This is a genomic window from Cedecea neteri, assembly GCF_000758325.1.
GTDB lineage: Bacteria > Pseudomonadota > Gammaproteobacteria > Enterobacterales > Enterobacteriaceae > Cedecea > Cedecea neteri_B.
The window spans coordinates 328845-354848 of sequence record NZ_CP009459.1; the positions used below are offsets into that span (position 1 = coordinate 328845).

Genomic DNA, 26004 nt, shown 5'->3' on the forward strand with positions numbered 1-26004 from the left:
TTTATGTTTACGTTAAACCCACGCGTCTCTGGTATTAGCCCCGCTCAGGTAAAAGAGGTGGCTGAAGTTTGCCCTTCAACACTGGGCCACATGACCGATTTTGGTTTTATTAAATCACTCTCATCAATTCTTCCCGGAAAGCGCTTCGCGGGGAATGCAGTGACAGTACGCATTCCTCATATGGACTCCTGCGCCGTACATAAAGTGTTTGATACGGTGCAACCTGGCGATGTGGTTTGTATCGATATGTCGGGCGATGTCGACCGGGCATGCTGGGGAGAACTGGTTTCTTATATGGCTCGCGCCAGCAACATCGCGGGGGCGGTTATCGACGGCTGCGTAACCGATCTGCGCGCACTGCGTGAAATTGGGGTCCCGCTTTACGCCCGCGATGTCAGTCCGCTCACAACCCGTATTTTAGGCATTGAAGGCGCAATTAACGTCCCGGTTTCTATTTGTGGTGTAACGGTGAATCCGGGAGACCTGATCCTTGCCGATGACGACGGGGTTATGGTTATTCCCCCCGAGCAGGTAAGCGGGTGGGCGGAACGCGCGCTGAAAGCCCAGCACGCGGAAATCGCTATTAAACAGCGCATTGATAACGGCGAATCCCTGGCAACAATTTCCGGGGCGACACGTTTCTTTGAGCAGGAGTCCCGCTAATGAAAATTGCGCTGGGGCAGTTCACTACCGATACGGACAAGGCCGTTAACCTGGCAAAAGCGGAGGCTGCAATTCAGGAAGCCAGCCAGAATGGCGCCAAACTTCTGGTGCTACCGGAAACCTTCATGGCTTTTATTTCTCCGTCTTCTGCTACCTGTTATGCGGATATCGCCGAGCCCCTTGAGGGGCCTTTTGTCACCGGGCTTTGCGCTGCCGCCCGTGCAGCCGATATTTATCTTATCGTTGGGATGTTTGAACGTAATCCCGAAGATAATATCCGCGCCTGGAACACCACGTTACTAATAGATAACCACGGCAAGCTACTGCATGCCTACCGCAAAACACATCTGTACGATGCATTTTCCTACCAGGAGTCCCGCAATATTATTCCGGGGGATAACCCGCTTAAAGTGGTTGAAACTGAAATGGGCCGCATCGGGTTAATGGTTTGCTATGAGCTTCGTTTCCCAGAGATAGCTCGGGAGCTGGCGCTTCAAGGGGCCGATTTGCTTATCGTCCCCACGGCCTGGGTTCACGGGCCGCTTAAGGAACAGCATTTCCAGGCGCTGGTCTCTGCCCGCGCGCTGGAAAATACTCTGCCAGTGGTGGCCTGCGATCAAACGGGAAATATCTACAGCGGGCGTAGCCTGGTATGCGATGCGATGGGCGTAGCCCGCAACAGTATGGGGATCGAACAAGGCTTGATTTACAGCGAAATAGATTATGAGCATACGCGTAAAACCCGGGAGGCACTGCCTTGCCTTGGGCATCGCCGCGCGGAACTCTATAGTCACCTGAACAAATAATCTACCCGCGCCCGTAGCTCCCTGATTGCGGGCGCTTGTCCCTCTTCGGGCAACTTCTTATACTCAGGGACTCCACGCAGGTTAAGGAAACCATGCAGTATGTCAGAGCACTCCCTGAGCCATCAGGCGTATATCGCCATCAAGAACCGGATCATCAAGCGTGAGTATCGGCGTGATAGCTATACCTCTGAGAATCAGCTGGTCGAAGAGCTGGGCATGAGCCGGACGCCGATTCGCGAGGCGCTGCACCAGCTGCAAAGCGAAGGTTTGCTCAAAATCATCCCGCGCAAAGGGATCCTTATTCAGCAACTCTCCCTCAAAGAGATCCGCGACTACTACGACTTGCGGTTGGCCATTGAGCTGCAAACGCTGCGCCAGCTGCAGGGTTACCTGACGGAAGAGCATTTTAGCCCGCTGGAGACGCTCATTTGCAGACAGCAGGATGCATTAGACCACCAGGCCTACGATCGCTGGCTTGAAGAAGATAAAAACTTCCATCGGTATCTGATGTCGCTGACCAACAATGACGTTTTTCTTGAGCTGTCCGACAACATCCGGCAGCGAGTTTACTACCAGCCCGATCCCTTACGCCGCCACGCCTATTACACCGCCTCCACAGAGGAGCATAAAGCTATCGTCGCAGCCCTGAGAAATCAGGATATTGAGCTGGCCGAGCAGTTGATGACAACGCATATTCTGCGTGGCCGGGAGAAAGCAGTATCGGGTTAACGCTCTGAGGCAAAAAAGCCCCGTCAGTAAGCTGACGGGGCTTTTTAATCGCAATGAAGGCGGTTGTCCGCCGACAAAGACGCTTACTTAGTCGGACGCAGAGCCGGGAACAGGATAACGTCGCGAATAGTGTGGCTGTTGGTGAACAGCATCACCATACGGTCAATACCAATCCCCAGACCCGCCGTTGGCGGCAGGCCGTGCTCCAGCGCGGTAACGTAGTCTTCGTCGAAGAACATGGCTTCGTCGTCGCCAGCCGCTTTCGCGTCAACCTGATCCTGGAAGCGCTGTGCCTGATCTTCCGCATCGTTCAGCTCGGAGAAGCCGTTGCCGATTTCGCGGCCACCGATGAAGAACTCGAAGCGGTCAGTGATTTCCGGGTTCTCGTCGTTACGGCGAGCCAGCGGAGAGACTTCTGCCGGGTATTCAGTAATGAAGGTCGGCTGAATCAGGTGGCTTTCCGCAACCTCTTCGAAGATCTCGGTCACTACGCGCCCCAGACCCCAGCTTTTCTCGATTTTGATACCAATGCTTTCCGCGATGGATTTCGCAGAGTCGAAGTTATCAAGATCGGCCAGGTTGGTTTCTGGACGGTGCTTTTTGATCGCCTCACGCATGGTGAGCTTTTCAAACGGCTTGCCGAAGTCGAAGGTTTCTTCGCCATACTGCACTTCGGTGGTGCCCAGCACATCCTGCGCCAGGGTACGGAACAGGGATTCGGTCAGCTCAATCAGATCTTTGTAGTCCGCGTAAGCCATATAGAGTTCCATCATGGTGAACTCAGGGTTATGGCGCGGAGAGATGCCTTCGTTACGGAAGTTACGGTTGATCTCAAAGACGCGATCGAAACCACCCACCACCAGGCGCTTCAGGTACAGCTCTGGCGCGATACGCAGGTACATGTCGATGTCCAGCGCGTTGTGGTGCGTGATGAACGGGCGAGCGGATGCGCCGCCAGGGATCACCTGCATCATTGGAGTTTCAACTTCCATAAAGTCGCGGCCAACCATGAACTGGCGGATGCCGGCCATGATTTTAGAGCGCACTTTAAAGGTGTTGCGGGACTCTTCGTTAGCGATCAGGTCCAGGTAACGCTGGCGATAGCGGGTTTCCTGATCGGCCAGGCCGTGGAATTTGTCCGGCAGCGGGCGCAGCGCTTTGGTCAGCAGACGCAGTTCGGTACAGTGAATGGACAGCTCGCCGGTTTTGGTTTTAAACAGCTTGCCGCGCGCGCCCAGGATATCGCCCAGGTCCCACTTTTTGAACTGCTCGTTGTAGATGCCTTCCGCCAGGTCATCACGGGAGACATACAGCTGAATACGGCCGCCAACGTCTTGTAAGGTCACGAAGGACGCTTTGCCCATGATACGGCGGGTCATCATACGGCCAGCCACGCTAACCTCAACGCCGAGGTATTCCAGCTCTTCGTTCTCTTTCGCATCGAAGTCAGCGTGCAGTTGGTCTGAAGTGTGATCGCGGCGGAAATCGTTCGGGAATGGGATACCCTGCTCACGCAGAGCCACCAGCTTCTCACGGCGCGCTTTCAGTTCATTGTTAAGATCGGCTGCTGCGTCAACGCCCTGTGCTTGTTGTTCAGACATGTTGGTTCCTCATAACCCTGCTTTCAAACTTGCTTCGATAAATTTGTCCAGATCGCCGTCCAGCACCGCCTGCGTGTTGCGGGTTTCAACCCCGGTGCGCAGGTCTTTAATGCGGGAGTCGTCGAGGACGTAAGAACGAATCTGGCTGCCCCAGCCGATATCCGATTTGTTGTCTTCCAGCGCCTGCTTCTCAGCATTCTTTTTCTGCATTTCCAGCTCGTACAGCTTCGCCTTCATCTGCTTCATCGCCTGGTCTTTGTTCTTATGCTGAGAACGGTCATTCTGGCACTGAGTTACGGTGCCGGTTGGAATGTGGGTAATACGTACCGCAGATTCCGTACGGTTAACGTGCTGACCACCCGCGCCGGATGCGCGATAAACATCAATGCGCAGGTCCGCCGGGTTGATGTCGATATCGATGTTGTCATCCACTTCCGGGTAAACAAACGCGGAGCTGAATGAGGTATGGCGGCGGCCACCGGAGTCAAACGGACTCTTACGCACCAGGCGGTGAACGCCGGTTTCGGTACGCAGCCAGCCAAAGGCATAATCGCCCTGAATGCGGATGGTCACGGACTTGATGCCCGCCACGTCGCCTTCGGACTCTTCAATAATTTCGGTTTTGAAACCGCGAGCTTCTGCCCAGCGCAGATACATACGCTCCAGCATGCTTGCCCAGTCCTGCGCTTCCGTACCGCCGGAGCCTGCCTGGATGTCGATATAGCAGTCGGCGCTGTCGTACTCGCCAGAGAACATGCGGCGGAATTCAAGCTGCGCCAGCTTGGCGTCCAGCACGTCCAGTTCTGCAACGGCCTCGTTAAAGGTCTCTTCGTCGTCGGCCTCTACCGCCAGTTCGAGCAGGCCGGAAACGTCTTCCAGGCCCTGAGACATCTGGTCTAACGTGTCGACAATGGCTTCCAGTGAGGAACGTTCTTTCCCCAGCGCCTGTGCGCGTTCAGGTTCGTTCCAGACATCGGGCTGTTCCAGCTCGGCGTTTACTTCTTCGAGGCGCTCTTTCTTGGCATCGTAGTCAAAGATACCCCCTAAGAACGTCGCTGCGCTCTGTGAGGTCCTGGATGCGGCTTTTTACCGGGTTAATTTCAAACATGCGTAATTTCTTATGTTGATTTCAGAAGACGAAATGCGGTCGTAAACCGGAAAGTTTACCGGATTTACGCCGCATTTTGTAGCATTCTCCCTGACATATAGCCAAGTAATTAACGCTGCAGCAGCGTTGAGAATGCGAGCTATATCGGCCAGAGATGATCAATCAAAAGCTGCACGCTGCGGTTGCCGCGAAACTCGTTCACGTCCAGCTTGTAGGCCAGCTCAACTTCGCGCACGCCGTTGTCCGGCCAGCGGGTGGTATCCACATTGAAGGCGATACCGTCCAGCAGCGGGCCTCCGCCGACAGGCTCCACCATCACCTTCAGGTGGCGCTCGCCCACCAGGCGCTGCTGAAGAATGCGGAACCTGCCGTCAAACAGCGGCTCCGGGAACATTTGCCCCCATGGCCCGGCATCTCTGAGCATCTCCGCCACTTCGAGCGTCATCTCCTGAGCGGACAGCGGGCCGTCGGACCAAATTTCCCCCTGCAGCAACGCCGGGTCCAGCCACTCACCGACCAGGTCGCCAAAACGCTGGCGAAATTCCTCAAAGCGAGTCTCTTCCAGCGACAAACCTGCGGCCATGGCATGACCGCCAAACTTCAGCATCATACCCGGATAAAGTGTGTCCAGACGCTCTAAGGCATCACGCATGTGCAGCCCCTGAACCGAGCGGCCGGAGCCTTTAAGCGTGCCGTCTCCCGCAGGTGCGAACGCGATGACCGGGCGGTGGAAACGCTCTTTGATGCGCGAGGCCAGAATGCCGACCACACCCTGGTGCCATTCCGGGTGATACATCGCCAGCCCGTAAGGCAGGGCTTCGCTACTGCGCTCCAGCTGTTCACAAAGAGTCAGTGCTTCGACCTGCATGCCTTGTTCAATTTCTTTTCGCGTTTGGTTAAGCGCGTCCAGCTCGTTAGCCAGCATGCGTGCTTCGCCAATGTTTTCGCTGAGCAGCAGCGCCACGCCAACCGACATATCATCCAGTCGGCCTGCGGCGTTCAGGCGTGGCCCCAGCGCAAAGCCCAGATCGCTGGCGGCGATCTTTTGCGGCTCACGATTAGCCACTTCAAGCAGCGCGCGAATACCGGGGCGGCATTTCCCCGCACGAATACGGCTTAGCCCTTGCCAGGTCAAAATGCGGTTGTTGGCATCCAGCGGCACAACGTCCGCCACGGTGCCCAGCGCGACTAAATCGAGCAGTTCTGCGAGATTCGGAATGGCTAACCCACGCTGTTCGAACCAGCCGTTATCACGCAGATGGGTACGCAGCGCCAGCATCAGATAAAACGCGACGCCGACACCGGCCAGGGATTTAGATGGAAATGCACAGTCGGCGAGATTCGGGTTAATAATGGCTTCAGCTGCGGGAAGCGTTTCTCCTGGCAGGTGGTGATCGGTCACCAGCACCGGGATCCCCAGCGCATGGGCGCGTTCAACGCCCGCATGGGATGAGATACCGTTGTCGACCGTCACTATCACTTGCGCACCGCGGGCATGGGCCTGATCGACCACCTCCGGGCTAAGCCCGTAACCATCCTCAAAGCGATTCGGCACCAGGTAGCCAATATTCTCAGCCCCCATGCTGCGCAGGGCCAGAACGCTTAGTGCGGTACTGGTGGCCCCATCGGCATCAAAATCACCGACAACGATGATGCGCAAGCCTTCGCGAAAGGCGTTATAAAGCATGACGACGGCCCGATCGATGCCGCTGAGCTGCTGCCACGGCAGCATTCCTTTTACGCCGCGCTCCAGCTCTTGTTCGCCACGCACGCCCCGGCTGGCATACAGCCGCTGTAGTAAAGGAGGTAACGTAGCCGGAAGCGCCACCGAGCTGTCAACGGCCCGACGGCGGAGTTGCGTTTGATGTTTCACCCGAAATCAACCACCCGCTTTCATCAGCTGTTTGTGGGCATCCAACATTTGCTTCATCTCTTTAGGCCCCTGATAACCCGGGATCATGCTGCCGTTGCTGAGAACGATCGCTGGCGTCCCCTGTACGCCAAACTGCACGCCCAGGTTATAGTGATTGGCCAGGTTAATGTCACAGCTTGCCGGTGCCACATCACCGCCTTTCATGGCGGCATCGAACGCTTTGTTACGATCTTTCGCGCACCAGATGGACTTCATGTCGCTCTCAGCCTGGCTTTGCAGCCCCTGGCGAGGGAATGCCAGATAACGCACGGTGATCCCCAGCGCGTTGTAGTCGCTTATCTCTTCGTGCAGCTTGTGGCAGTAGCCGCAGGTGATGTCGGTAAACACCGTAATCACATGCTGCTCCTTCGGCGCTTTGTAGATAATCATCTCTTTTTCGAGCGCGTTCAGCTTGCCGATCAGCAGTTGGTTGGTCACGTTCACTGGCTGAGCGCCGCTCACGTCATAGAGCGGCCCCTGAATCACATGTTTGCCGTCTTCGGTAACATAAAGTACGCCGCTGTCGGTTAACACGGTTTTCATCCCGGCAACCGGTGCTGCTTGAATCTCCGCACCCTGTACGCCCAGCTTCGCCAGGGATTGTTTAATGGCGGCGTCATCCGCGTGAGCAAAACCTGAAACGGAAGCGGCCAACAGCGAAAGCAGCCAAAAACTTTTTTTCATGAGGATTCCTTTATCTCTTGTGGCACTCACGCTCGAGGGTGGTGCTGTTGATGCAGCTGACGTAAACGCGCCGTCGCTACATGTGTATAAATTTGTGTGGTGGACAAATCACTATGGCCCAGCAGCATCTGTACGACACGAAGATCCGCGCCATGGTTCAGCAGGTGCGTGGCAAAAGCGTGACGTAGCACGTGCGGAGACAGTTTTTCGCTATCGATGCCAGCCAGCACGGCATAGTGCTTAATGCGGTGCCAAAAGGTTTGCCGCGTCATTTGCTGTGCGCGATTGCTTGGGAAAAGCACATCCAGAGACTGCCCGCTTAACAACTCCGGGCGGCTATACTTCAGATACTCTTCAATCCAGTACACCGCCTCTTCGCCCAGCGGGACCAGACGCTCTTTATTACCTTTACCGATAACCCGCACCACGCCCTGCCGGAGGCTGATGTCGCTCATTGTTAGTCCGACCAGCTCCGAGACGCGCAGCCCGGTTGCGTACAATACTTCCAGCATGGCTTTATCACGCAGCTCGATCGGCTGATCGATACACGGAGATTGCAACAGCCGTTCAACCTGAGCCTCGCTTAAATCCTTTGGCAAACGCTGGGGAAGTTTGGGCGATGAAAGCAGCGCACTGGGATCGTCCTCCCGCATTTTTTCGCGATACAGGTACTGAAATAACCGCCGCATAGCGCTAAGCAACCGCGCGGAACTGGTGGCTTTATAACCGCCCTCAACGCGCTCCGCAAGCAGCGACTGGAGATCCGAAGCCTGAACGGTTAAAAAACTAAGCTGGTGACGCTGCAGCCACTCGGCCACCATAGTAAGATCGCGGCGATAAGAGCTGAGCGTATTTTCGGCCAGATTTCTTTCCAGCCACAGCGCATCCAGAAACTGTTCTATACGGATCTTATCCTGCTCCACGCTCCACTCCTGATTTGGCGAATTGTGTCCATTATGCATGATGGCGAGCGGGATCTGGTACACTTGGCCATCTGCACGCGATTAAAATGAGTTGTTATTGCTATGAACATTGGTCTTTTTTACGGCTCCAGCACCTGCTATACCGAAATGGCCGCCGAAAAAATTCGCGACATTATTGGCCCGGAACTGGTGACGCTTCATAACCTGAAAGATGACGCCCCGGCCTTGATGGAGCAGTATGACGTTCTGATCCTTGGCATCCCGACCTGGGATTTTGGCGAACTGCAGGAAGACTGGGAAACCGTCTGGCCGCAGTTGGATGAACTGAACCTGGAAGGCAAACTCGTGGCGCTTTACGGCATGGGTGACCAGCTTGGCTACGGTGAGTGGTTCCTGGATGCGTTAGGCATGCTGCACGACAAACTGGCACCGCGCGGGGCGCAATTCATCGGCTACTGGCCGACAGATGGCTACGAATTTACCAGCCCAAAACCCGTGATTGCTGACGGACAGCTGTTTGTTGGCCTTGCGCTGGATGAAACCAATCAGTACGACCTAAGTGACGAACGCATTGAAACCTGGTGTGAGCAGATTCTTGGCGAAATGGCCGAGCGCTTTGCTTAAATCTGCCCGCTTCCGCTCGCCTGTTGCTGCATCAGCAGGCGGCGTAGATCTCGCCATTCACCGATATCCATGCTGTCAGCTGCCAGCCAAAGATGCTGGCAACGATGTTTTCCGGCACGACGCAGTCTTAGCATCGCCCCGCTGTCAATAAGCCACGGATTTCCGACGATATCCCAGTCACGCCCCTGCCAGCGCAGGCGAAAGTCCGCCAGCAGTTTAATTTCGCCCTGGCGAGCGTGAATACGGCGCTGGCTGCGTACGCTGTCGAAAACCACAAGGGAAAGCAGCAGCATCCAGACGAGCGTATAGCTCATCGGCCACGGCATTAGCAGCACGAACAGCGCCACCAGGCCGTGGAGGAGCAATGACATCCATTGCGCGCGCCAGGAAACCCGGAGATCAGATTGCCACAGGACCACGTTCTTTATTCCGTGTCTGAATCAGGGCAACCATACGCTGAAGCTCGGCATCTGCTGGTTTACCGTGGTTCATCAACCAGTTAAACAGGTCTGGATCGTCTGACTCTAGCAGGCGAACAAACAGCTGCTTATCGCTGTCGCTGAGCGTTTCATATTCATGTTCGAAGAACGGCATAATCGAAATATCGAGCTCGCGCATTCCACGGCGGCATGCCCAGTGAATTCGGGCTTTATTATTGATATCCATGTGCACTTTCCTGCTTAGCCATCAAGTTGGGTACGGAGTTAGTGTAACGTGTTTTTGTCACCGGGATTACCTGAATGTTCCATTGTGCGCGCTTTCCCCACACAAACCCGTGTAACAGCACCGATTGCACAAGATTCCCCGAGGCAACACGCAAACGCACGAATGGCGTTATCAAACTGCTTGCATTGCCCTCTGGCTCTTTTACCATTGAGAAATTAAACCGTTGGATAACCCGGGATCTTTGTTATGGCTTTTAATCCGTTTCCTCCTCGCCAGCCCAGTGCCGCCGCCCGTCTACCGCTGACATTAATGACGCTCGACGACTGGGCTCTCGTGACTGCCGTGGGTGCAGACACTGAGAAATATCTTCAGGGTCAAGTGACTGCCGACGTCGCGAAACTTGACGCGGGCCAGCATCTGCTCTGCGCCCATTGCGATGCCAAAGGGAAGATGTGGAGTAACCTGCGCCTGTTTCATCGCGGTGAAGGCTTTGCGTTTATCGAGCGTCGTAATCTGCGTGATGCCCAGCTCACGGAGCTGAAGAAATATTCCGTTTTTTCCAAAGTCACCTTTAATGCAGATGATGCAAGCGTCTTGTTAGGGCTGGCTGGTTTCCAGGCGCGTTCTGCGCTTGCAGCCGTTTTCGATACGCTGCCGGATGAAGAGACTCAGGTTGTTCAGCACGGCGCAACGACGTTGCTGTGGTTAAGCCTGCCGGCGGAACGCTTCCTCATTGTCACTGACGAAGAAACGGCTCAGGTATTAAGCGAAAAACTCAGTGAAGAAGCCCAACGTAATGATAGCCAGCAGTGGCTGGCACTGGATATCGAAGGCGGATTGCCGGTCATTGATAGCGTAAACAGCGCACAGTTTATTCCACAGGCAACAAACCTTCAGGCGCTGGGCGGTATCAGCTTTAAAAAAGGCTGCTACACCGGGCAGGAAATGGTTGCCCGAGCCAAGTTCCGCGGGGCAAATAAACGCGCACTCTGGCTGCTGGCCGGGAGCGCAAGCCGCGTGCCTGAAGCAGGCGAAGATCTTGAATTGCAGATGGGTGAAAACTGGCGTCGTACCGGCACCGTGCTGGCCGCTTCGCGATTAGAAGATGGTCGTCTTGTTGTGCAGGCGGTGATGAACAACGATCTTGAGCCGGACAGCGTCTTGCGCGTACGAGACGATGCAAACAGCAAGCTGGCGCTTGAGCCACTCCCTTATTCTCTGGAAGAGAATTAATCGAACGCTGAGCCCCGAAACCGGGGCTCAATAATTTGATTTTGGCGAGCCAGACGCTTTAACGGATATAGAGATAAATTGCGAGGAAGTGACAAACGCTGCCGCCCAGCACAAACCCATGCCAGATGGCGTGGTTGTATGGAATACGTTTGCAGACGTAGAAAATCACCCCGAGCGAATAAACGATACCGCCAATCGCCAGCAGCGTAACGCTGCCAGGCGCCAGTTTGACCACCATCTGATAGATAACCACCAGCGACAGCCAGCCCATCAGCAGATAGGTCACCAGCGACAGCACCTTAAACCGGTGGGCAATGGTGAGTTTAAACAGGATCCCCGCCAGCGCCAGGCTCCAGATAACAATCATCAGCCCTTTTGACAGCGGCGAGTTGAGTCCCACCAGTAAAAAAGGCGTATAGGTACCGGCAATCAGCAGGTAAATGGCGCAATGGTCAAACTTTTTGAGCCACCGCTTAGCCCGCTCATGCGGAATGGCGTGGTAAAGCGTTGAGGCGAGAAACAGCAGGATCATACTGCCGCCGTACAGGCTGTAGCTGGTGATTGCCGTTGCGCTGGCATTGGCATCGACCGCCTGCACCAGCAACAACACCAGCCCAACAATACCGAACACCAGCCCAATGCCGTGACTGATGCTATTGGCTACTTCCTCAGCCAGAGAATATCCATGCGCGATAAGTGGTTTCCGAGCCATCTGGCTCCTCCCGAGATAAAGAAGAATAACGCAGCGTTCCTAGCCTAACTGAGAATGATTCCAGTGAACACATGTAAGCTAAAATAAATATGTGAGCGTCTGTGACGGCTCCCTTCCTCAGTCTGGAGGGTTTCTTTTACAATCAAACGACAGCAAAAAACGAAGGAAAACACGATGCAGCAGGCATTTGGTGAAATGAGTGAAGTCATCCATTTTCTGATGGAGATTGATAAGCTGAAGCTGGTTCAACGCCGCACCAAAATCATTGGCCATGAACGACATGAAAACTCTGCCGAGCACAGCTGGCACTTCGCCGTGGCGGCGATGAGTCTGGCTCCCTGGGCCGAAAAAGAGGTGAATATCCAGCGCGTGATCCAAATGGCTCTGTTGCACGACATCGTGGAAATCGATGTTGGCGATGTGCTGGTTTATGACATTGCGGCCCGTGAAGCCATTGCCGACAAAGAAGCCGCTGCCGCACGCCGCCTGTTTGGTTTATTACCCGCGCCGCAGGGGCCACAATTCCTCGCACTGTGGGAAGAATATGAGTCGGGCGCCAGCCCTGATGCTCGTTTTGCCGGAGCACTGGATCGTATTTTGCCTATCCTGCTGAACCTGCATAACGAAGGGCAGAGCTGGCGGGAGAATAATATTTCCCTGCAACAGGTATTAACCCGCAACGCACAGGTGGGAGAAAGCTGGCCGGAATTATGGCAACATGTCGAGCGCCAATTATATCTGGCGCACGAAAAAGGCTGGCTGCGTTAGCCCTGGCCGTTAGCAAAAGTCGACTCAGCAGGAAGAGAGAGTATGTTTACCCACGCGGCAATCGCCAACCTGAACGGTCTGGAAATGATGGTCTACAACTTTGTCATTAAAAACAAAGACAAAGTGATGTACATGACCATCCGTGAGCTGGCAGATGCCGCAGGCGTCTCCACCACCACCGTGCTGCGTTTTTGCCGCAAGCTCAACTGTGAAGGGTATTCTGAGTTTCGCGTTCGCTTTAAATTATTTCTGGAGCAAACGGAAACTCAGCCCGCTAATTTCGGCAGCAGCGAAATTATTAGTTTTTTTAAGAGTACAAATAATGAAGAGTTCGATAATTTAATCGACCACGCCGTAGATATTATTTGTTCCTCCGAGCGTATTATTTTTGTTGGCGCGGGAACATCCGGTGCTTTAGCTAAATATGGCGCGCGCTTTTTCTCAAACGTTGGTAAATTTAGCAACCATATTGATGATCCTTATTTCCCGGTCACCAATGATATGGCACGCAACGCGCTGGCTATTGTGCTTTCCGTTTCCGGTGAGACGGAGGAGATCCTCCGCTTTGCCAGCCAGTTCAGCCTTCACCACTGTAAAGTGATGTCTGTCACCAGCCATGAGAACTCGTCGCTGGCTAAGTTAGCCGACTTTAATATTTCCTGGCATATTCCACCGGTACGTATTGCCGGTGTGTATGACATCACTACACAAATTCCCGTTATTTATATTCTTGAAACCATTGGCCGCCGTCTGGCAAAAAGAATGCTATAAAAAACACCCTGTTTTTTATTTGTGACAAATCACAATTCACGCTATTTGTTATATCGTGACAATCCTTTTTCATTTGTTAGACTCCAAAACAGAAATAATAAATTCAGCGCCACAGCGTGATTCAACGCACACTATTTTCTGCGCTAACGATGAGATGAAAGAATATGAAACAACTGAAGTTACCGAAGGACTTTTTGTGGGGCGGAGCGGTTGCCGCTCACCAGGTGGAAGGCGGCTGGAACAAAGACGGTAAAGGCCCAAGCATTTGTGACGTACTGACGGGCGGCGCCCACGGCGTCCCACGCGAGATTACTCAGCAGGTTGTACCCGGTAAATATTATCCAAACCATGAAGCGATTGATTTTCATGGCCGCTACAAAGAAGACATCAAGCTGTTCGCCGAGATGGGCTTCAAGTGCTTCCGTACCTCCATTGCCTGGACCCGCATTTTCCCCAACGGTGATGAACTCCAGCCTAACGAAGCTGGCCTTAAGTTCTACGACGATATGTTCGATGAGCTGCTGAAATACAATATCGAGCCGGTCATCACCCTCTCCCACTTCGAAATGCCGCACCATCTGGTGACCGAATACGGCGGCTGGACCAACCGCAAAGTGGTCGATTTCTTTGTTCGTTTCGCCGAAGTTGTGTTCGAGCGCTACAAGAGCAAAGTGAAGTACTGGATGACCTTTAACGAAATCAATAACCAGCGTAACTGGCGCGCGCCGCTGTTCGGCTACTGCTGCTCCGGTGTGGTTTACACCGAGCACGACAACCCGGAAGAGGTGATGTACCAGGTGCTGCACCATCAGTTTGTGGCGAGCGCAATGGCAGTGAAGATCGGCCACCGCATCAACCCGGAAATGAAGATTGGCTGTATGCTGGCGATGGTGCCGCTGTACGCCTTCTCCTGTAAGCCTGAAGACCAAATGTTTGCGCAAGAATCGATGCGTGAACGCTATGTGTTTACCGACGTGCAGCTGCGTGGCTACTACCCGTCTTATGTACTGAACGAATGGGAACGCCGCGAGTTCCACATAAAAATGGAAGCCGGTGACGAACAGATCCTGCGCGAAGGCGTCTGTGATTACCTCGGTTTCAGCTACTACATGACGAACGCCGTTCAGGCCGAAGGCGGCAGCGGCGATGCGCTTTCCGGCTTCCAGGGCAGCGTGCCAAACCCGCACGTCAAAGCCTCTGACTGGGGCTGGCAGATTGACCCGGTTGGCCTGCGCTATGCGCTGTGCGAACTGTATGAGCGCTACCAGAAGCCGCTGTTCATCGTGGAAAACGGCTTTGGCGCTTACGACAAAGTCGAGGCGGACGGCGCCATCAACGATGACTACCGCATTGATTACCTGCGTGCTCACGTTGAAGAATTGAAAAAAGCCGTGACTTACGACGGTGTGGATCTGATGGGCTATACGCCGTGGGGCTGCATCGACTGTGTGTCTTTTACCACCGGCCAGTACAGCAAGCGCTACGGCTTTATCTACGTCAACAAACACGACGACGGCACCGGCGATATGTCGCGCTCCCGCAAGAAAAGCTTCAACTGGTACAAAGAAGTGATTGCCAGCAACGGCGAGAATCTCTAAAGCAAAAGGCGCCTTCACGGCGCCTTTCTTATTTAAACGGGTAAGCCAAACCGGAAACAGGCCCCGCGTTTTGGCTGGTCCACCAGCGAAATATCGCTGCCGTGCAGTTGCAGCATCTGGCGCACAATCATCAACCCAAGCCCGCCAACCCTGAGCCGGGATTGATTCACAATCGAAGGTCGCACAAACAACCCTTCTTTTAGCTCCTGCGGAATGCCTGGCCCGCTGTCACTAACCTGCACCATGACTTTATCCAGCTCTTTCCACAGCCGGACGGAAATCATGCCTTTGTCCGGCGTATGGCGAATGGCGTTGTCCAACAGATTGGTCAACACACGCTCGATCATGCTGACATCAGCTTCAATTAGCGGCAATCCAGGCTGGATGTCAGCCAAAAGTTCAAGTTGGCGAGTTTGCGCCGGCAGCTCAAATTTCTGGAACACATCCTGCAGCAATTCGCTCAGGGAGAAGCTCTCTTTGTGCGGTTTCACCACCCCATATTCCAGCCGTGCCAGTTCGAACAGCGACTGCGCCAGCGCCCCCACCTTCTGGCTCTGGGCCAGCGCAATATCCAGATAACGCTTTTTCTCCGCTTCGCTCAGCGTGGCTGACATGACCGACAGGCTTTCGAGGTAACCATGCAGCGACGTTAGCGGCGTTCGCAGGTCATGGGAGATATTGGCAATAAATTCACGGCGCAGCTGATCTTGCTGGGTCAGGCTATGCCACTGTTCGGAGATTCTCCCGGCCATAGCAATAACCCCATGCCGCAGTTGGGCCAGCTCATCCCCGTCTCCTCCAGGATTTTGCGGCAGAGCCGCCATCGCCTGCATTTCGGCCATTCCGCCTGATTCAAGCGCCTTAACGTGCTGCGAAAGTTCGCGTAACGGGCGTGTGATCCAGCGAAACGCAAGGCCACCCACCACCAGCCCCAGCACGCAGATCAGGCTGAGTAGAAACAGACTTAGCTTCAACACAGCATCGAATTGAGCACTGTTGGCAAGCTGGTTGTAGGTCTCCCCCAGCAGCACTACGTACAAATAGCCCTCAAGCTTGCCGTCCCGCATCATTGGCGCCACGCTAAACACCTTCTGCCCGTCCAGGCTGCGCGGGTCGTCGCCATAAAGAGGGAATTTGCCGCCGTTCAGCGCGGCCCTCAGCGGAGCGAGATCGACCTGATGGCGCTTGATATGCCCATCCGGGGCTGCATCGCCAATGATATTGCCTTGTTTATCCAGCAGATAAACTTCCACGCTGGGGTTAACGGCCATCAGATGGTCGAACAGCGTGCGCACCGAGTCTTTGTTCAGCCCGTCCTGCCCGAGCAGCGGGTAGCTCTGGTTGATGTGCTGCGCCAGGTCACCGGAAAGCTGCTGAATCACGGCCTGGCTGTACTGCGTGCTGGTACGCACTTGCAGCCAGCCCAAAAAGGCGCAGGCGGTCAGCAGCAATACGGCAAAAACCAGCGTCAGGCGACGGGAAAGCGTAAGAATTCGCATAGGGTTACTCACGTATCTGGGCGGTAAACTTGTAGCCTTTACCCCACACGGTGCGGATAAAATTCGGCTCCGCCGGGTTATCTTCAATCTTGATGCGCAGCCGGTTGATATGGGTGTTTACGGTGTGCTCATAGCCTTCGTGCTGGTAGCCCCAAACCTGGTTGAGCAGGTGCAGACGCGAAAACACTTTGTCCGGGTTGCGGGCAAAGAAGTAGAGCAAATCAAACTCTCGCGGGGTGAGCTCCACGGGCATCTGATTCAGCCGAACATCTCGGGCCAACGGATCAATTGTCAGCGGGCCAAACGTCAGCGTGCCTGCGTCTATCTTGAGGTTTTGGCTCATGGCCTCCTGACGGCGGAACAGTGCCTTCACGCGGGCGACCAGTTCGAGCATCGAAAAAGGTTTTGCCAGGTAGTCGTCCGCGCCCAGCTCAAGCCCCAGCACGCGGTGCGTTTCGCTGGAGCGAGCGCTGATCATAATAATCGGCGTGTAGCGCGTCATGCTTCTGGCAAAGCGGCAAATCTCCAGGCCATCGACACCGGGCAGCATCAGATCGAGAATCAGCGCATCCCAGCCACCCTGCCTGAGCTTTTCCAGGCCGACATTGCCGTCGGCGGCATGCACAATCTCAAAGCCTTCTTCCCGCAAATGCAGTTGCAGAAGCTCGGCGATATTTTCGTCGTCTTCTACGATCAGTATTTTTTTTGCCTGATTCACTTTGTCTGTCCCCACACGCCTGGCATAGCCAAAGTTTACACAACTCGCGTCGGTTAAGTTGTCACATTTAATTTAACTTTGCGTGAGGCAATGGGGAACAAATCTGGCCAATACTCGCTGCATCGAATTACGAGGAAGCCGGACGATGGAAAGCTCAACGCTGCATACCGCCCCAACGCTCATTCACCCGCTATGGCTGAGGCTCTGCCACTGGCTGAATGCGCTGGCGATCCTGATTATGGTCACCAGCGGCTGGCGCATTTATAACGCCTCTCCACTGTTTCATTTCCAGTTTGCCAACGAATTGACGCTCGGCGGCTGGCTGGGCGGCGCGCTGCAGTGGCACTTTGCCGGGATGTGGCTGTTTGCGGTCAACGGCGTGATTTATCTGCTGTGCAATCTCTTCAGCGGCCGCTTTAAGCAGAAATACTGGCCCTTATCGCCTCGTGAATTCTTCCAGGATGCGTTTGCGGCGCTGCGGGGGAAATTAGCCCACGCTGACCTGAGCCATTACAACATGGTGCAAAAAGCCGCTTATCTGTTTGTTATCGCTGACTGTCTACTGCTGGTTGTGTCAGGCCTGGTGGTGTGGAAATCCGTGCAGTTTGCCCTGCTGCGAGAATTGCTTGGCGGCTACGACACGGCGAGGTTTATCCACTTTTATGCCATGTCCGCACTCGTCGGTTTCGTGGCGATTCATCTGCTGATGGTGGCGCTGGTGCCACGCACGTTGCTCGCCATGCTCCGTGGCCGCTGAGGAAGAAACATGAGCGATAAAAATGAAATCATTAAAGAAGCGACGCAGCTGATTAATAAGCAGCTCACGCAGGAAGGCCGCCGTCGTTTTTTAAAGCAGGGCTTAACGCTCGGCGGCATCGCGATGCTCACCGGCTGCGATATCAGCGATAACGCCACGGTTGAAAGTTCGCTCAGCAAGATTTCACGTTTTAACGACCGCATCCAGGCCTGGCTGTTTAACGGCAGCCAGCTGGCACCGATTTACCCGGAAAGCATGATCGACGCTAACTTCCCGTTTAACGCTTTTTACGGTGAGGATGAAGCGCCGGACATCAACGGTGACAGCTACCGCCTGGAGCTTGCCGGGCTGATTACCGACAAGCGCCCGTGGACGCTGGCACAGCTTCACCAGATGGCGCAGGTCAGCCAGGTGACTCGCCATATCTGCGTCGAAGGCTGGAGCGCCATCGGCAAGTGGGGCGGCGTCCCTTTTGCCCTGTTTCTGAAAGGGATTGGCGCCGACCTGCGAGCCAAATACGTCAGCTTTAAATGCGCGGATGATTACTACACCAGCATTGATATGGCCACCGCGCTGCACCCGCAAACGCTGATTGCTTTAACCTGGGATGGCAAGGTGTTGCCGCGCAAATATGGCTACCCGATGAAACTGCGGATCCCTACCAAACTCGGCTACAAGAACCCGAAGCATATTCAGGTCATTGAAGTCACCAATCGCTACCCCGGCGGCTACTGGGAAGACCAGGGCTATAACTGGTTCGGTGGTAGTTAACTCTCTGTCTCACAGATAAATCAAGGAAATACATCATGAAAAAGATCTACGCTGCCCTGCTGTGCTCCACCATGCTGTTCGGTATCGCCGGGGCTAACGCTGCGGATTCGATGAGCAAAGATTCCATGGCCAAAGACGGCATGGGAAAAATGACCCACACCTGTAAAGACGGCATGAACAAAGACGGTATGAAGAAAGATTGCATGTCCAAAGACGGCATGAAGAAAGACGGGATGAGTAAAGACCATATGGGCAAAGACAGCATGGCCAAAGACGGTATGGCGAAAGACAGCATGAGCAAGCAATAAGCCTGACGCTACGCCAGTCTCACCCTCTTCTGGCGTAGCGAACTTATTTCCCTCCGGCCGCATCAATAAAGGTGCCGGTCACGTAAGATGCCTTTTCGCTCAGCAGCCATAAAATGGCCTCCGCGATCTCTTCCGGCTGACCGCCGCGCTGCATCGGCAATGCCGTTTTCACCCGATCAACTCTCCCTGCTTCCCCGCCGGAAGCATGCATTTCGGTATAAATGAAACCAGGCCGCACGCCGTTCACGCGGATCCCCTGCGCGGCAACCTCTACCGCCAGCCCGGTGGTCAACGTATCGACCGCGCCTTTAGACGCCGCATAATCAACATATTCCCCAGCAGCGCCTAAGCGGGACGCGGCAGAAGAGACGTTCACAATCGCCCCGCCTTCCCCACCGTGGCGGTACGCCATACGCTTCACCGCTTCCCGGCAGCAGAGAAAATACCCGGTCACGTTTGTCGTCAGTACGCGATTGATACGTTCCGCCGTCAGGTTTTCAATGGTCGATTGCTGGAACAAGATCCCGGCGTTATTCACCAGCGCGGTCAGCGGTCCAAATGCGTTATCGATTTCGGCGAACATCGCCATCACCTGCAGCTCATCGGCAATGTCCGCCCGCAGCGCCAGCGCTTCGCCACCCTGGGCAATGATCGTATTTATCACTTCATCCGCAGCCTGTTTATTGCGGAGGTAGTTCACCACCACTTTATAACCATGCTGAGCCAGCAACAGCGAGGTGGCTTTGCCAATCCCCCGGCTGCCGCCGGTAACCAGAGCTATCTTCATACGTCTTCTCCAGAAACAAGAAAGGGCACCGAAGTGCCCTTAATCAACGTCGCTAAAACTATTCGTACTCGCTCATCGGCACACAGGAGCAGAACAGATTGCGGTCGCCGTAAACGTCGTCAAGGCGCTTCACGGTTGGCCAGTATTTATTGCCGTGACCGGCCGGGAAGACCGCCAGTTCGCGGGTGTACGGGTGCGCCCACTCGGCAACGATTTCGTCCTGAGTGTGCGGCGCGTTCACCAGCGGGTTGTCTTCCAGCGGCCATTCGCCTGCAACCACGCGGTCGATTTCACTGCGGATGGACAGCATCGCATTAATAAAGCGATCCAGTTCCACTTTGCTTTCGGATTCGGTTGGCTCAACCATCAGCGTACCCGCCACCGGGAACGACATGGTTGGCGCGTGGAAACCGAAGTCGATCAGGCGTTTGGCGATATCCAGCTCGCTGATGCCGGTTTCTTCTTTCAGCGGGCGAATATCCAGAATACATTCGTGCGCCACGCGGCCGTTCGCGCCGGTGTACAGCACCGGATACGCGGACTTCAGGCGGGTCGCGATGTAGTTGGCGTTCAGAATCGCTACGGAACTGGCTTTCTTCAGGCCGTCCGCGCCCATCATGCGGATGTACATCCAGCTGATTGGCAGAATAGACGCGCTGCCAAACGGGGCGGCGGAAACCGCGCCTTGCTGGGTCAGCATCTCTTCAATCTGCACCACGCTGTGACCCGGCACAAACGGAGCCAGATGCGCTTTCACGCCGATTGGGCCCATGCCCGGGCCGCCGCCGCCGTGCGGAATGCAGAAGGTTTTGTGCAGGTTGAGGTGTGAAACATCCGCGCCGATATAGCCCGGCGTAGTGATCCCCACCTGGGCGTTCATGTTGGCGCCGTCCAGGTAAACCTGGCCCCCAAACTGATGCACGATCTGGCACACTTCGCGGATCGTTTCTTCGTACACGCCGTGGGTGGACGGATAAGTCACCATGATGCAGGAGAGCGCTTCGCCCGCCTGTTCGGCCTTAACACGCAGATCCTGCAGATCGATGTTGCCTTGTTTATCACAGGCCACGACGATCACTTCCATACCCGCCATTTGTGCCGAAGCCGGGTTGGTACCGTGCGCAGAGCTTGGGATCAGACAGATGTTGCGGCTGCCTTCGTTACGGCTTTCGTGGTAGCGGCGGATAGCCAGCAGGCCAGCGTATTCGCCCTGGGCGCCGGAGTTCGGCTGCATGCACAGCGCGTCGTAGCCGGTCAGTTTCACCAGCCAGTCGGACAGCTGGGCGATCATCTGGTGGTAGCCTTCAGCCTGGTTTGCCGGGCAGAACGGGTGCAGTTCGGCAAATTCCGGCCAGGTGATTGGGATCATTTCGGCCGCGGCATTCAGCTTCATGGTGCAGGAGCCGAGCGGGATCATCGCCTGGTTGAGCGCCAGATCTTTACGTTCCAGAGAGTGCATGTAGCGCATCATCTCGGTTTCGCTGTGGTAGCGGTTAAAGACCGGGTGGGTCAGGATCTCATCGTCACGTAGCATCGGGGCCGGAATGGATTGGCTGTCGTTGGCAACGTCGCGATCCAGCTTGTCGATATCCAGGCCGTGAGCGTCGCCCAGCAGCACGTCGAACAGGGCAACAACATCTTCACGGGTGGTGGCTTCATCAAGGGTGATGCCTACCGCGTTCAGAATGTCGCTGCGCAGGTTAATTTCACGCGCTTCGGCGCGCGCCAGCACGGCGGCTTTGTCAGCCACTTCAACACAAAGCGTGTCGAACCAGTGCTTATGGCGCAGAACCAGGCCTTTCTGCTCCAGACCAGCTGCCAGAATATCGGTCAGGCGGTGGATGCGGCCTGCAATGCGCTTCAGGCCAGCCGGGCCGTGGAAGACCGCATACAGGCTGGCAATGTTCGCCAGCAGTACCTGGGAAGTACAGATGTTGGAGTTCGCTTTCTCGCGGCGGATGTGCTGCTCGCGGGTTTGCATCGCCATGCGCAGCGCGGTGCGACCAGCGGCATCGCGGGAAACGCCGATAATACGGCCAGGCATGGAGCGTTTAAATTCATCGCGAGCGCCGAAGAACGCCGCGTGCGGGCCGCCGTAGCCCATTGGCACACCGAAGCGCTGGGCAGAGCCGAAGACAATGTCTGCGCCCTGTTTGCCCGGCGCGGTCAGCATCACCAGCGTCATGAAATCTGCGGCTACGCTGACCACAACTTTGCGCTGTTTCAGCTCGGCAATCAGTCCCGTGTAATCATGCACTTCGCCGGTGGTGCCCACCTGCTGAAGCAGCACGCCGAACACATCCTGGTGGTCCAGCACTTTCGCAGCATCATCGACAATGACGTCAAAGCCGAAGGTTTCCGCGCGGGTACGCACCACGTCCAGCGTTTGTGGGTGAACGTCAGCGGCCACGAAGAAACGGTTAGCGTTTTTCAGCTTGCTGACGCGCTTAGCCATTGCCATGGCTTCGGCTGCGGCAGTGGCTTCATCAAGCAGAGAAGCGGAAGCGATATCCATGCCGGTCAGGTCGAGCGTGACCTGCTGGAAGTTCAGCAGCGCTTCAAGGCGACCCTGGGAAACTTCAGGCTGGTAAGGCGTGTAGGCGGTGTACCAGCCTGGGTTTTCCAGCATGTTACGCAGAATCACCGGCGGCGTTTGTACCGCGGTGTAACCCATGCCAATGTAAGTTTTGAAGCGTTTATTGCGGCTGGCAATGCCTTTTAACTCGGCCAGAGCCGCAAACTCGGTCGCTGCGGCGCCAATCTGAGGCGGCTCAGCAAGCTGAATGTCCTGCGGAACAATGCTGGCGATCAGGTCGGGGAGCGTCTTCGCGCCGACGGTCTCCAGCATCTCTTGCTGCTGCTGCGCGTCCGGGCCAATGTGACGATCGATAAACGCTTCGTGATTCTCTAACTGACGTAAAGACTGGGTCATGAGCGGTGATTCCTGAAATGGTTTCCCCTCTCCACCAGGGAGAGGGGTTTAAAAATTACTCGTCTTCTAACAGCGCTTCATAGGCAGAAGCATCCAGCAGCGCGGCAACCTGTGCTTCGTCGCTGGCTTTAATTTTGAAGATCCAGCCTTCGCCGTAAGGCTCGCTGTTAACCAGCTCCGGGCTGTCGCTCAGCGCGTCGTTGACCGCAACGATTTCACCGCTGATTGGGGCGTAGATGTCAGAAGCCGCTTTCACGGATTCAGCAACGGCGCAATCATCACCGGCAGAAACGGTGGCACCCACTTCAGGCAGGTCAACAAATACCATGTCGCCCAGCAGTTCCTGCGCGTGTTCGGTGATGCCCACGGTGTAGCTGCCGTCAGCCTCTTTACGCAGCCATTCGTGCTCTTTGCTGTATTTCAGTTCGTTCGGCACATTGCTCATTGTTTTCTCCTGATACCTGATTTCAAAATTTAAAGCGCGACCGGCTTACCGGCGCGAACAAAAATAGGTTTAGTGACTTTGACCGGCATTTCGCGGTTGCGGATCTGCACGATCGCCGTTTCACCGATGCCCGCCGGGACGCGAGCCAGCGCAATGCTGTAGCCGAGCGTTGGCGAGAAGGTGCCGCTGGTGATTGCCCCTTCGTGCGTATTGCCCTGCGCGTCGGTAAACCGTACCGGCAGCTCATTACGTAATACGCCTTTTTCGGTCATGATCAAGCCAACCAGCTCTTCGGTGCCGTTCGCGCGCTGTGCTTCCAGCGCTTCACGGCCGATAAATGCACGATCTTCAGGCTGCCACGCGATAGTCCAGCCCATGTTCGCGGCTAGCGGAGAAACGCCTTCGTCCATGTCCTGCCCGTAGAGATTCATACCAGCTTCAAGACGCAGCGTGTCGCGAGCGCCCAGGCCGCAAGGCTTAACGCCCGCTTCAACCAGCTGCGCCCAGAATCCTGCGGCTTTGTCATTCGGCATCGCAATTTCATAACCCGCTTCGCCGGTATAGCCGGTGGTGGCGATGAACAAATCGCCGGACTGCACGCCAAAGAACGGTTTCATGCCTTCAACGGCTTTACGCTGCGCTTCGCTAAACAGCGTGGCGGCTTTGGCCTTCGCATTCGGCCCCTGAACGGCAATCAGCGCCAGGTCGTCACGCACGGTAACGGACACGCCAAACGGTTCTGCGTGCTGGTTGATCCAGGCAAGGTCTTTTTCACGGGTGGCGGAGTTAACAACGAGGCGGAAATAATCTTCGGTGAGGAAATAGATAATAAGGTCGTCAATCACGCCGCCGGATGCATTGAGCATGGCGGTGTAAAGCGCTTTGCCCGGCTGGGTGAGTTTGGCGACGTCGTTGGCGACTAAGTAACGCAGAAACTCGCGGGTACGGCTGCCGTGCAGGTCGACGATGGTCATGTGTGACACGTCGAACATACCGGCGTCGGTGCGCACAGCGTGGTGCTCATCAATTTGAGAGCCGTAGTGCAGCGGCATCATCCAGCCGTGGAAATCAACCATGCGGGCACCGCAGAGCGTGTGCTGTTCAAATAAGGGGGTCTGTTGAGTCATCTTTTCCTCTTTAACCATCTGGTTGCAAAGCGGATTTGGCTTTGCCAACCGTCAGACGAAACCCGGCATCACCACCGTTCCCCGATAGCGACGCAAACGTTACCTTTGACCTGAACTTACCACCGAACGGGGGCGTAAACCATAAGCGAAAAACGGTCATTGCATTAGCTTATGACCAAAATGGGAGAGGAAGTGTGCAGAGTAATTCACTGTAAAAATGCGATTCACTCCACATTAACAGCAGGTATTTGATGTCGAATTTAGCACTGGCTAACATTTACGACCATTTCAGAAACAAATTGACTACATCGTAAAAATTGTAAGATTAGAAAATGTAATCCGAGATTTGTCCTGAGATTAGAATATTTCAAACGAGGGAGCAGATACCCTTCCCGGTCATCGGGAAGGGAAATGTGACGAGGTTATCACTATGGATTCCATCGAGCGGGTGAGTACGGCTAGCACCCCTGTAGCTCGAAGTATGACGAGTATTTATTGCAGCCATGGAAGCTGAATCAGAGAGACACTCTAATACTCTAAATAATTCGAGTTACAGGTAGGCAGCAAGGGAGCTTATCCCCAGGAGCTTACATAAAGTAAGTGACTGGGGTAAGTGAGTGCCGCTAACACACCTGTAGCTCGAAGTATGACGAGTATTTATTGCAGCCAGGACGGCAGATCTTGCAACCCCATCGCCTGGCGAACCAGCTGAGGTTTAACGCCTGGCAGCGTATCGGCAAGCTTCAGGCCTATGTCTCTGAAGAGTTTTTTCGCCGGGTTGCTGCCAGCGAACAGATCGCGGAAGCCCTGCATACTGGCCAGCATCACCGCCGCGCTGTGCTTGCGACTGCGCTCATAGCGACGCAGGTAGAGATGCTGCCCAAAATCTTTGCCTTCGCGATGCAGGCGGCGAATTTCCGCAATCAATTCAGCGGCATCCATAAAGCCAAGGTTGACGCCCTGCCCTGCCAGCGGGTGAATGGTATGGGCAGCATCGCCCACCAGCGCCAGACGATGACCAGCGAAGCTTCGGGCGTAACGGCCCGTCAGCGGGAAGGTGCGGCGCTCGCTTGCAACAGAACACAGGCCGAGGCGCATGTTAAACGCGACGGAAAGCGCCTGGTTAAACGCTTCATCGTCGGCCTGCTGCATACGCGCCGCTTCTTCCGGCGGCAGCGACCAGACAATCGAGCAAAGATGCGGGTCAGAAAGCGGCAGAAACGCCAGAATGCCTTCCCCGTGGAACACCTGGCGCGCGACGGACTGATGCGGCTCAGCGGTGCGAATCGTCGCCACCAGCGCATGGTGGTTATAGTCCCAGAACGTCAGCGGGATATCGGCTTTGTCACGCAGCCAGGAGTTGGCGCCGTCTGCGCCTACCACCAGCCTTGCAGTTAGCATTGTGCCGTCCTTAAGGGTCAGGAACGCTTCGTTTTCCCCCCAGGCGACCTGGTTAATGTCCACGGGGGCCATCAGGCTAATGTCGCTGCATTGCTCAGCCCGTTGCCATAGCGCCTGGTGGATCACCGAGTTTTCGATGATGTGCCCCAGGTGGCTAAAGCCGAAGCTCTTATCATCAAAGGCGATTTGCCCGAAGCTGTCTCGCTCCCAGACTTCCATCCCGTGATAGCTGCTGGCTCGCTCGCTGATTTTTGGCCATGCGCCCAGGTGCGTCAGCAGCTTTTCGCTTGCCGCGTTGATCGCCGAAACGCGCAGCTCCGGGGCAGCTTCAGGCGCCAACGGCTGAGGAAGATGGCTTTCAATGACCGCAACGCGCAGGCCGCTGCCCTGAAGTCCGCAGGCCACCGCCAGCCCCACCATGCCGCCGCCGACAATCGCCACATCTACGCTTTGCAAATTGA

At 55.3% G+C, this 26004-nt stretch carries 26 protein-coding genes; 11 read left to right on the plus strand and 15 right to left on the minus strand.

Features of this window, described 5'->3' with window-relative positions:
• Positions 1–3: 3 nt before the first annotated feature.
• The 3 genes from LH86_RS01550 to LH86_RS01560 all read left to right on the plus strand — a co-directional run bounded on the left by LH86_RS01550 (position 4) and on the right by LH86_RS01560 (position 2198).
• Positions 4–663 carry an RraA family protein gene (locus tag LH86_RS01550; RefSeq protein ID WP_039297843.1) on the plus strand — a complete coding sequence of 220 codons (660 nt, stop codon included), beginning with the start codon at positions 4–6 and terminating at the stop codon, positions 661–663.
• A complete protein-coding gene (locus LH86_RS01555) occupies positions 663–1469 on the plus strand; it encodes a carbon-nitrogen hydrolase family protein (RefSeq protein WP_039297845.1) in 807 nt (268 codons plus the stop codon). The genes LH86_RS01550 and LH86_RS01555 overlap by 1 nt, the downstream gene beginning before the upstream one ends.
• Before the next feature lie 99 nt (positions 1470–1568).
• Positions 1569–2198 carry a GntR family transcriptional regulator gene (locus tag LH86_RS01560; RefSeq protein WP_039297847.1) on the plus strand — a complete coding sequence of 210 codons (630 nt, stop codon included), beginning with the start codon at positions 1569–1571 and terminating at the stop codon, positions 2196–2198.
• Between the two features lie 83 nt (positions 2199–2281).
• Here LH86_RS01560 and lysS read toward each other — a convergent pair whose 3' ends face one another.
• From lysS to xerD, 5 genes are all read right to left on the minus strand, one after another.
• Entirely contained in the window at positions 2282–3799 is a 1518-nt protein-coding gene (gene lysS / locus LH86_RS01565; protein ID WP_039297849.1) for a lysine--tRNA ligase, read from the minus strand.
• Between the two features lie 9 nt (positions 3800–3808).
• Positions 3809–4907, minus strand: a protein-coding gene (gene prfB, locus LH86_RS01570; RefSeq protein ID WP_156107000.1) for a peptide chain release factor 2 whose coding sequence is annotated in 2 segments (ribosomal slippage) — positions 3809–4831 and positions 4833–4907 — 1098 coding nt in all. Because the reading frame shifts where the segments join, the coding sequence is not laid out codon by codon here.
• Positions 4908–5046: 139 nt separating this feature from the next.
• Positions 5047–6780, minus strand: a complete 1734-nt coding sequence (gene recJ, locus LH86_RS01575; RefSeq protein ID WP_039297852.1) for a single-stranded-DNA-specific exonuclease RecJ — start codon at positions 6778–6780, stop codon at positions 5047–5049.
• Positions 6781–6786: 6 nt separating this feature from the next.
• A complete protein-coding gene (gene dsbC / locus LH86_RS01580; RefSeq protein WP_039297854.1) occupies positions 6787–7503 on the minus strand; it encodes a bifunctional protein-disulfide isomerase/oxidoreductase DsbC in 717 nt (238 codons plus the stop codon).
• 26 nt (positions 7504–7529) lie between these two features.
• Entirely contained in the window at positions 7530–8426 is an 897-nt protein-coding gene (gene xerD, locus LH86_RS01585) for a site-specific tyrosine recombinase XerD (RefSeq protein WP_039297857.1), read from the minus strand.
• A gap of 102 nt (positions 8427–8528) precedes the next feature.
• Between xerD and fldB the strand changes: the two genes are divergently transcribed.
• On the plus strand, positions 8529–9050 hold the full coding sequence (gene fldB, locus LH86_RS01590) for a flavodoxin FldB (protein ID WP_039297860.1): 522 nt from the start codon (positions 8529–8531) through the stop codon (positions 9048–9050).
• Here the strand turns inward: fldB and LH86_RS01595 are convergent.
• Positions 9047–9469, minus strand: coding sequence for a protein YgfX (locus LH86_RS01595; RefSeq protein ID WP_039297862.1), 423 nt, complete (start codon positions 9467–9469; stop codon positions 9047–9049). The genes fldB and LH86_RS01595 overlap by 4 nt on opposite strands.
• A complete protein-coding gene (gene sdhE, locus LH86_RS01600; protein ID WP_008461626.1) occupies positions 9450–9716 on the minus strand; it encodes an FAD assembly factor SdhE in 267 nt (88 codons plus the stop codon). The genes LH86_RS01595 and sdhE overlap by 20 nt, the downstream gene beginning before the upstream one ends.
• 246 nt (positions 9717–9962) lie before the next feature.
• Here sdhE and ygfZ point away from each other — a divergent pair, with 246 nt between their 5' ends.
• Positions 9963–10949: a tRNA-modifying protein YgfZ gene (gene ygfZ / locus LH86_RS01605; RefSeq protein ID WP_039297865.1), complete on the plus strand. Its 987-nt coding sequence runs from the start codon at positions 9963–9965 to the stop codon at positions 10947–10949.
• Positions 10950–11007: 58 nt separating this feature from the next.
• Here ygfZ and trhA read toward each other — a convergent pair whose 3' ends face one another.
• A complete protein-coding gene (gene trhA, locus LH86_RS01610; RefSeq protein ID WP_039297867.1) occupies positions 11008–11661 on the minus strand; it encodes a PAQR family membrane homeostasis protein TrhA in 654 nt (217 codons plus the stop codon).
• Positions 11662–11835: 174 nt separating this feature from the next.
• Here trhA and LH86_RS01615 point away from each other — a divergent pair, with 174 nt between their 5' ends.
• The 3 genes from LH86_RS01615 (at position 11836) to LH86_RS01625 (ending at position 14798) form a co-directional block, all read left to right on the plus strand.
• Positions 11836–12429 carry an HD domain-containing protein gene (locus LH86_RS01615; protein ID WP_039297870.1) on the plus strand — a complete coding sequence of 198 codons (594 nt, stop codon included), beginning with the start codon at positions 11836–11838 and terminating at the stop codon, positions 12427–12429.
• A gap of 42 nt (positions 12430–12471) precedes the next feature.
• Complete coding sequence (locus tag LH86_RS01620) at positions 12472–13200, plus strand: MurR/RpiR family transcriptional regulator (RefSeq protein WP_039297872.1); 729 nt, start codon at positions 12472–12474, stop codon at positions 13198–13200.
• Between the two features lie 164 nt (positions 13201–13364).
• Positions 13365–14798: a 6-phospho-beta-glucosidase gene (locus LH86_RS01625; protein ID WP_039297875.1), complete on the plus strand. Its 1434-nt coding sequence runs from the start codon at positions 13365–13367 to the stop codon at positions 14796–14798.
• A gap of 32 nt (positions 14799–14830) precedes the next feature.
• Here LH86_RS01625 and LH86_RS01630 read toward each other — a convergent pair whose 3' ends face one another.
• Complete coding sequence (locus LH86_RS01630) at positions 14831–16297, minus strand: sensor histidine kinase (RefSeq protein WP_039297877.1); 1467 nt, start codon at positions 16295–16297, stop codon at positions 14831–14833.
• 4 nt (positions 16298–16301) lie between these two features.
• Complete coding sequence (locus tag LH86_RS01635; RefSeq protein ID WP_039287526.1) at positions 16302–17015, minus strand: response regulator transcription factor; 714 nt, start codon at positions 17013–17015, stop codon at positions 16302–16304.
• A gap of 145 nt (positions 17016–17160) precedes the next feature.
• On the opposite strand from LH86_RS01635, the gene LH86_RS01640 reads away from it, so the two are divergent.
• From LH86_RS01640 to LH86_RS01650, 3 genes are read left to right on the plus strand one after another with little or no spacing between them, the layout of a single operon-like run.
• Positions 17161–17772, plus strand: coding sequence for a cytochrome b/b6 domain-containing protein (locus LH86_RS01640; RefSeq protein WP_039297879.1), 612 nt, complete (start codon positions 17161–17163; stop codon positions 17770–17772).
• Between the two features lie 9 nt (positions 17773–17781).
• Positions 17782–18543 carry a molybdopterin-dependent oxidoreductase gene (locus LH86_RS01645; protein ID WP_039297882.1) on the plus strand — a complete coding sequence of 254 codons (762 nt, stop codon included), beginning with the start codon at positions 17782–17784 and terminating at the stop codon, positions 18541–18543.
• Positions 18544–18578: 35 nt separating this feature from the next.
• Positions 18579–18851 (plus strand): pentapeptide MXKDX repeat protein, encoded by a 273-nt coding sequence (locus LH86_RS01650; protein WP_039297884.1) that lies wholly within the window; start codon positions 18579–18581, stop codon positions 18849–18851.
• A gap of 43 nt (positions 18852–18894) precedes the next feature.
• Here LH86_RS01650 and LH86_RS01655 read toward each other — a convergent pair whose 3' ends face one another.
• From LH86_RS01655 to ubiI, 5 genes are all read right to left on the minus strand, one after another.
• Positions 18895–19638 (minus strand): SDR family oxidoreductase, encoded by a 744-nt coding sequence (locus LH86_RS01655; protein WP_039297886.1) that lies wholly within the window; start codon positions 19636–19638, stop codon positions 18895–18897.
• A gap of 58 nt (positions 19639–19696) precedes the next feature.
• A complete protein-coding gene (gene gcvP, locus LH86_RS01660; RefSeq protein WP_039297888.1) occupies positions 19697–22570 on the minus strand; it encodes an aminomethyl-transferring glycine dehydrogenase in 2874 nt (957 codons plus the stop codon).
• Positions 22571–22625: 55 nt separating this feature from the next.
• Complete coding sequence (gene gcvH, locus LH86_RS01665) at positions 22626–23015, minus strand: glycine cleavage system protein GcvH (protein ID WP_008461608.1); 390 nt, start codon at positions 23013–23015, stop codon at positions 22626–22628.
• A gap of 29 nt (positions 23016–23044) precedes the next feature.
• Positions 23045–24142: a glycine cleavage system aminomethyltransferase GcvT gene (gcvT, locus tag LH86_RS01670; protein ID WP_039287537.1), complete on the minus strand. Its 1098-nt coding sequence runs from the start codon at positions 24140–24142 to the stop codon at positions 23045–23047.
• 657 nt (positions 24143–24799) lie between these two features.
• On the minus strand, positions 24800–25999 hold the full coding sequence (gene ubiI / locus LH86_RS01675) for an FAD-dependent 2-octaprenylphenol hydroxylase (protein WP_039297889.1): 1200 nt from the start codon (positions 25997–25999) through the stop codon (positions 24800–24802).
• Positions 26000–26004 lie beyond the last annotated feature (5 nt).

Coding starts and splice junctions, on each gene's coding strand:
- gcvP (WP_039297888.1), bottom strand. CDS start 22,570: ATGACCCAGTCTTTACGTCAGTTAGAGAATCACGAAGCGTTTATCGAT.
- LH86_RS01630 (WP_039297877.1), bottom strand. CDS start 16,297: ATGCGAATTCTTACGCTTTCCCGTCGCCTGACGCTGGTTTTTGCCGTA.
- LH86_RS01560 (WP_039297847.1), top strand. CDS start 1,569: ATGTCAGAGCACTCCCTGAGCCATCAGGCGTATATCGCCATCAAGAAC.
- LH86_RS01620 (WP_039297872.1), top strand. CDS start 12,472: ATGTTTACCCACGCGGCAATCGCCAACCTGAACGGTCTGGAAATGATG.
- trhA (WP_039297867.1), bottom strand. CDS start 11,661: ATGGCTCGGAAACCACTTATCGCGCATGGATATTCTCTGGCTGAGGAA.
- gcvT (WP_039287537.1), bottom strand. CDS start 24,142: ATGACTCAACAGACCCCCTTATTTGAACAGCACACGCTCTGCGGTGCC.
- LH86_RS01625 (WP_039297875.1), top strand. CDS start 13,365: ATGAAACAACTGAAGTTACCGAAGGACTTTTTGTGGGGCGGAGCGGTT.
- ygfZ (WP_039297865.1), top strand. CDS start 9,963: ATGGCTTTTAATCCGTTTCCTCCTCGCCAGCCCAGTGCCGCCGCCCGT.
- LH86_RS01555 (WP_039297845.1), top strand. CDS start 663: ATGAAAATTGCGCTGGGGCAGTTCACTACCGATACGGACAAGGCCGTT.
- sdhE (WP_008461626.1), bottom strand. CDS start 9,716: ATGGATATCAATAATAAAGCCCGAATTCACTGGGCATGCCGCCGTGGA.
- LH86_RS01615 (WP_039297870.1), top strand. CDS start 11,836: ATGCAGCAGGCATTTGGTGAAATGAGTGAAGTCATCCATTTTCTGATG.
- gcvH (WP_008461608.1), bottom strand. CDS start 23,015: ATGAGCAATGTGCCGAACGAACTGAAATACAGCAAAGAGCACGAATGG.
- LH86_RS01645 (WP_039297882.1), top strand. CDS start 17,782: ATGAGCGATAAAAATGAAATCATTAAAGAAGCGACGCAGCTGATTAAT.
- LH86_RS01655 (WP_039297886.1), bottom strand. CDS start 19,638: ATGAAGATAGCTCTGGTTACCGGCGGCAGCCGGGGGATTGGCAAAGCC.
- fldB (WP_039297860.1), top strand. CDS start 8,529: ATGAACATTGGTCTTTTTTACGGCTCCAGCACCTGCTATACCGAAATG.
- LH86_RS01640 (WP_039297879.1), top strand. CDS start 17,161: ATGGAAAGCTCAACGCTGCATACCGCCCCAACGCTCATTCACCCGCTA.
- dsbC (WP_039297854.1), bottom strand. CDS start 7,503: ATGAAAAAAAGTTTTTGGCTGCTTTCGCTGTTGGCCGCTTCCGTTTCA.
- LH86_RS01550 (WP_039297843.1), top strand. CDS start 4: ATGTTTACGTTAAACCCACGCGTCTCTGGTATTAGCCCCGCTCAGGTA.
- LH86_RS01650 (WP_039297884.1), top strand. CDS start 18,579: ATGAAAAAGATCTACGCTGCCCTGCTGTGCTCCACCATGCTGTTCGGT.
- lysS (WP_039297849.1), bottom strand. CDS start 3,799: ATGTCTGAACAACAAGCACAGGGCGTTGACGCAGCAGCCGATCTTAAC.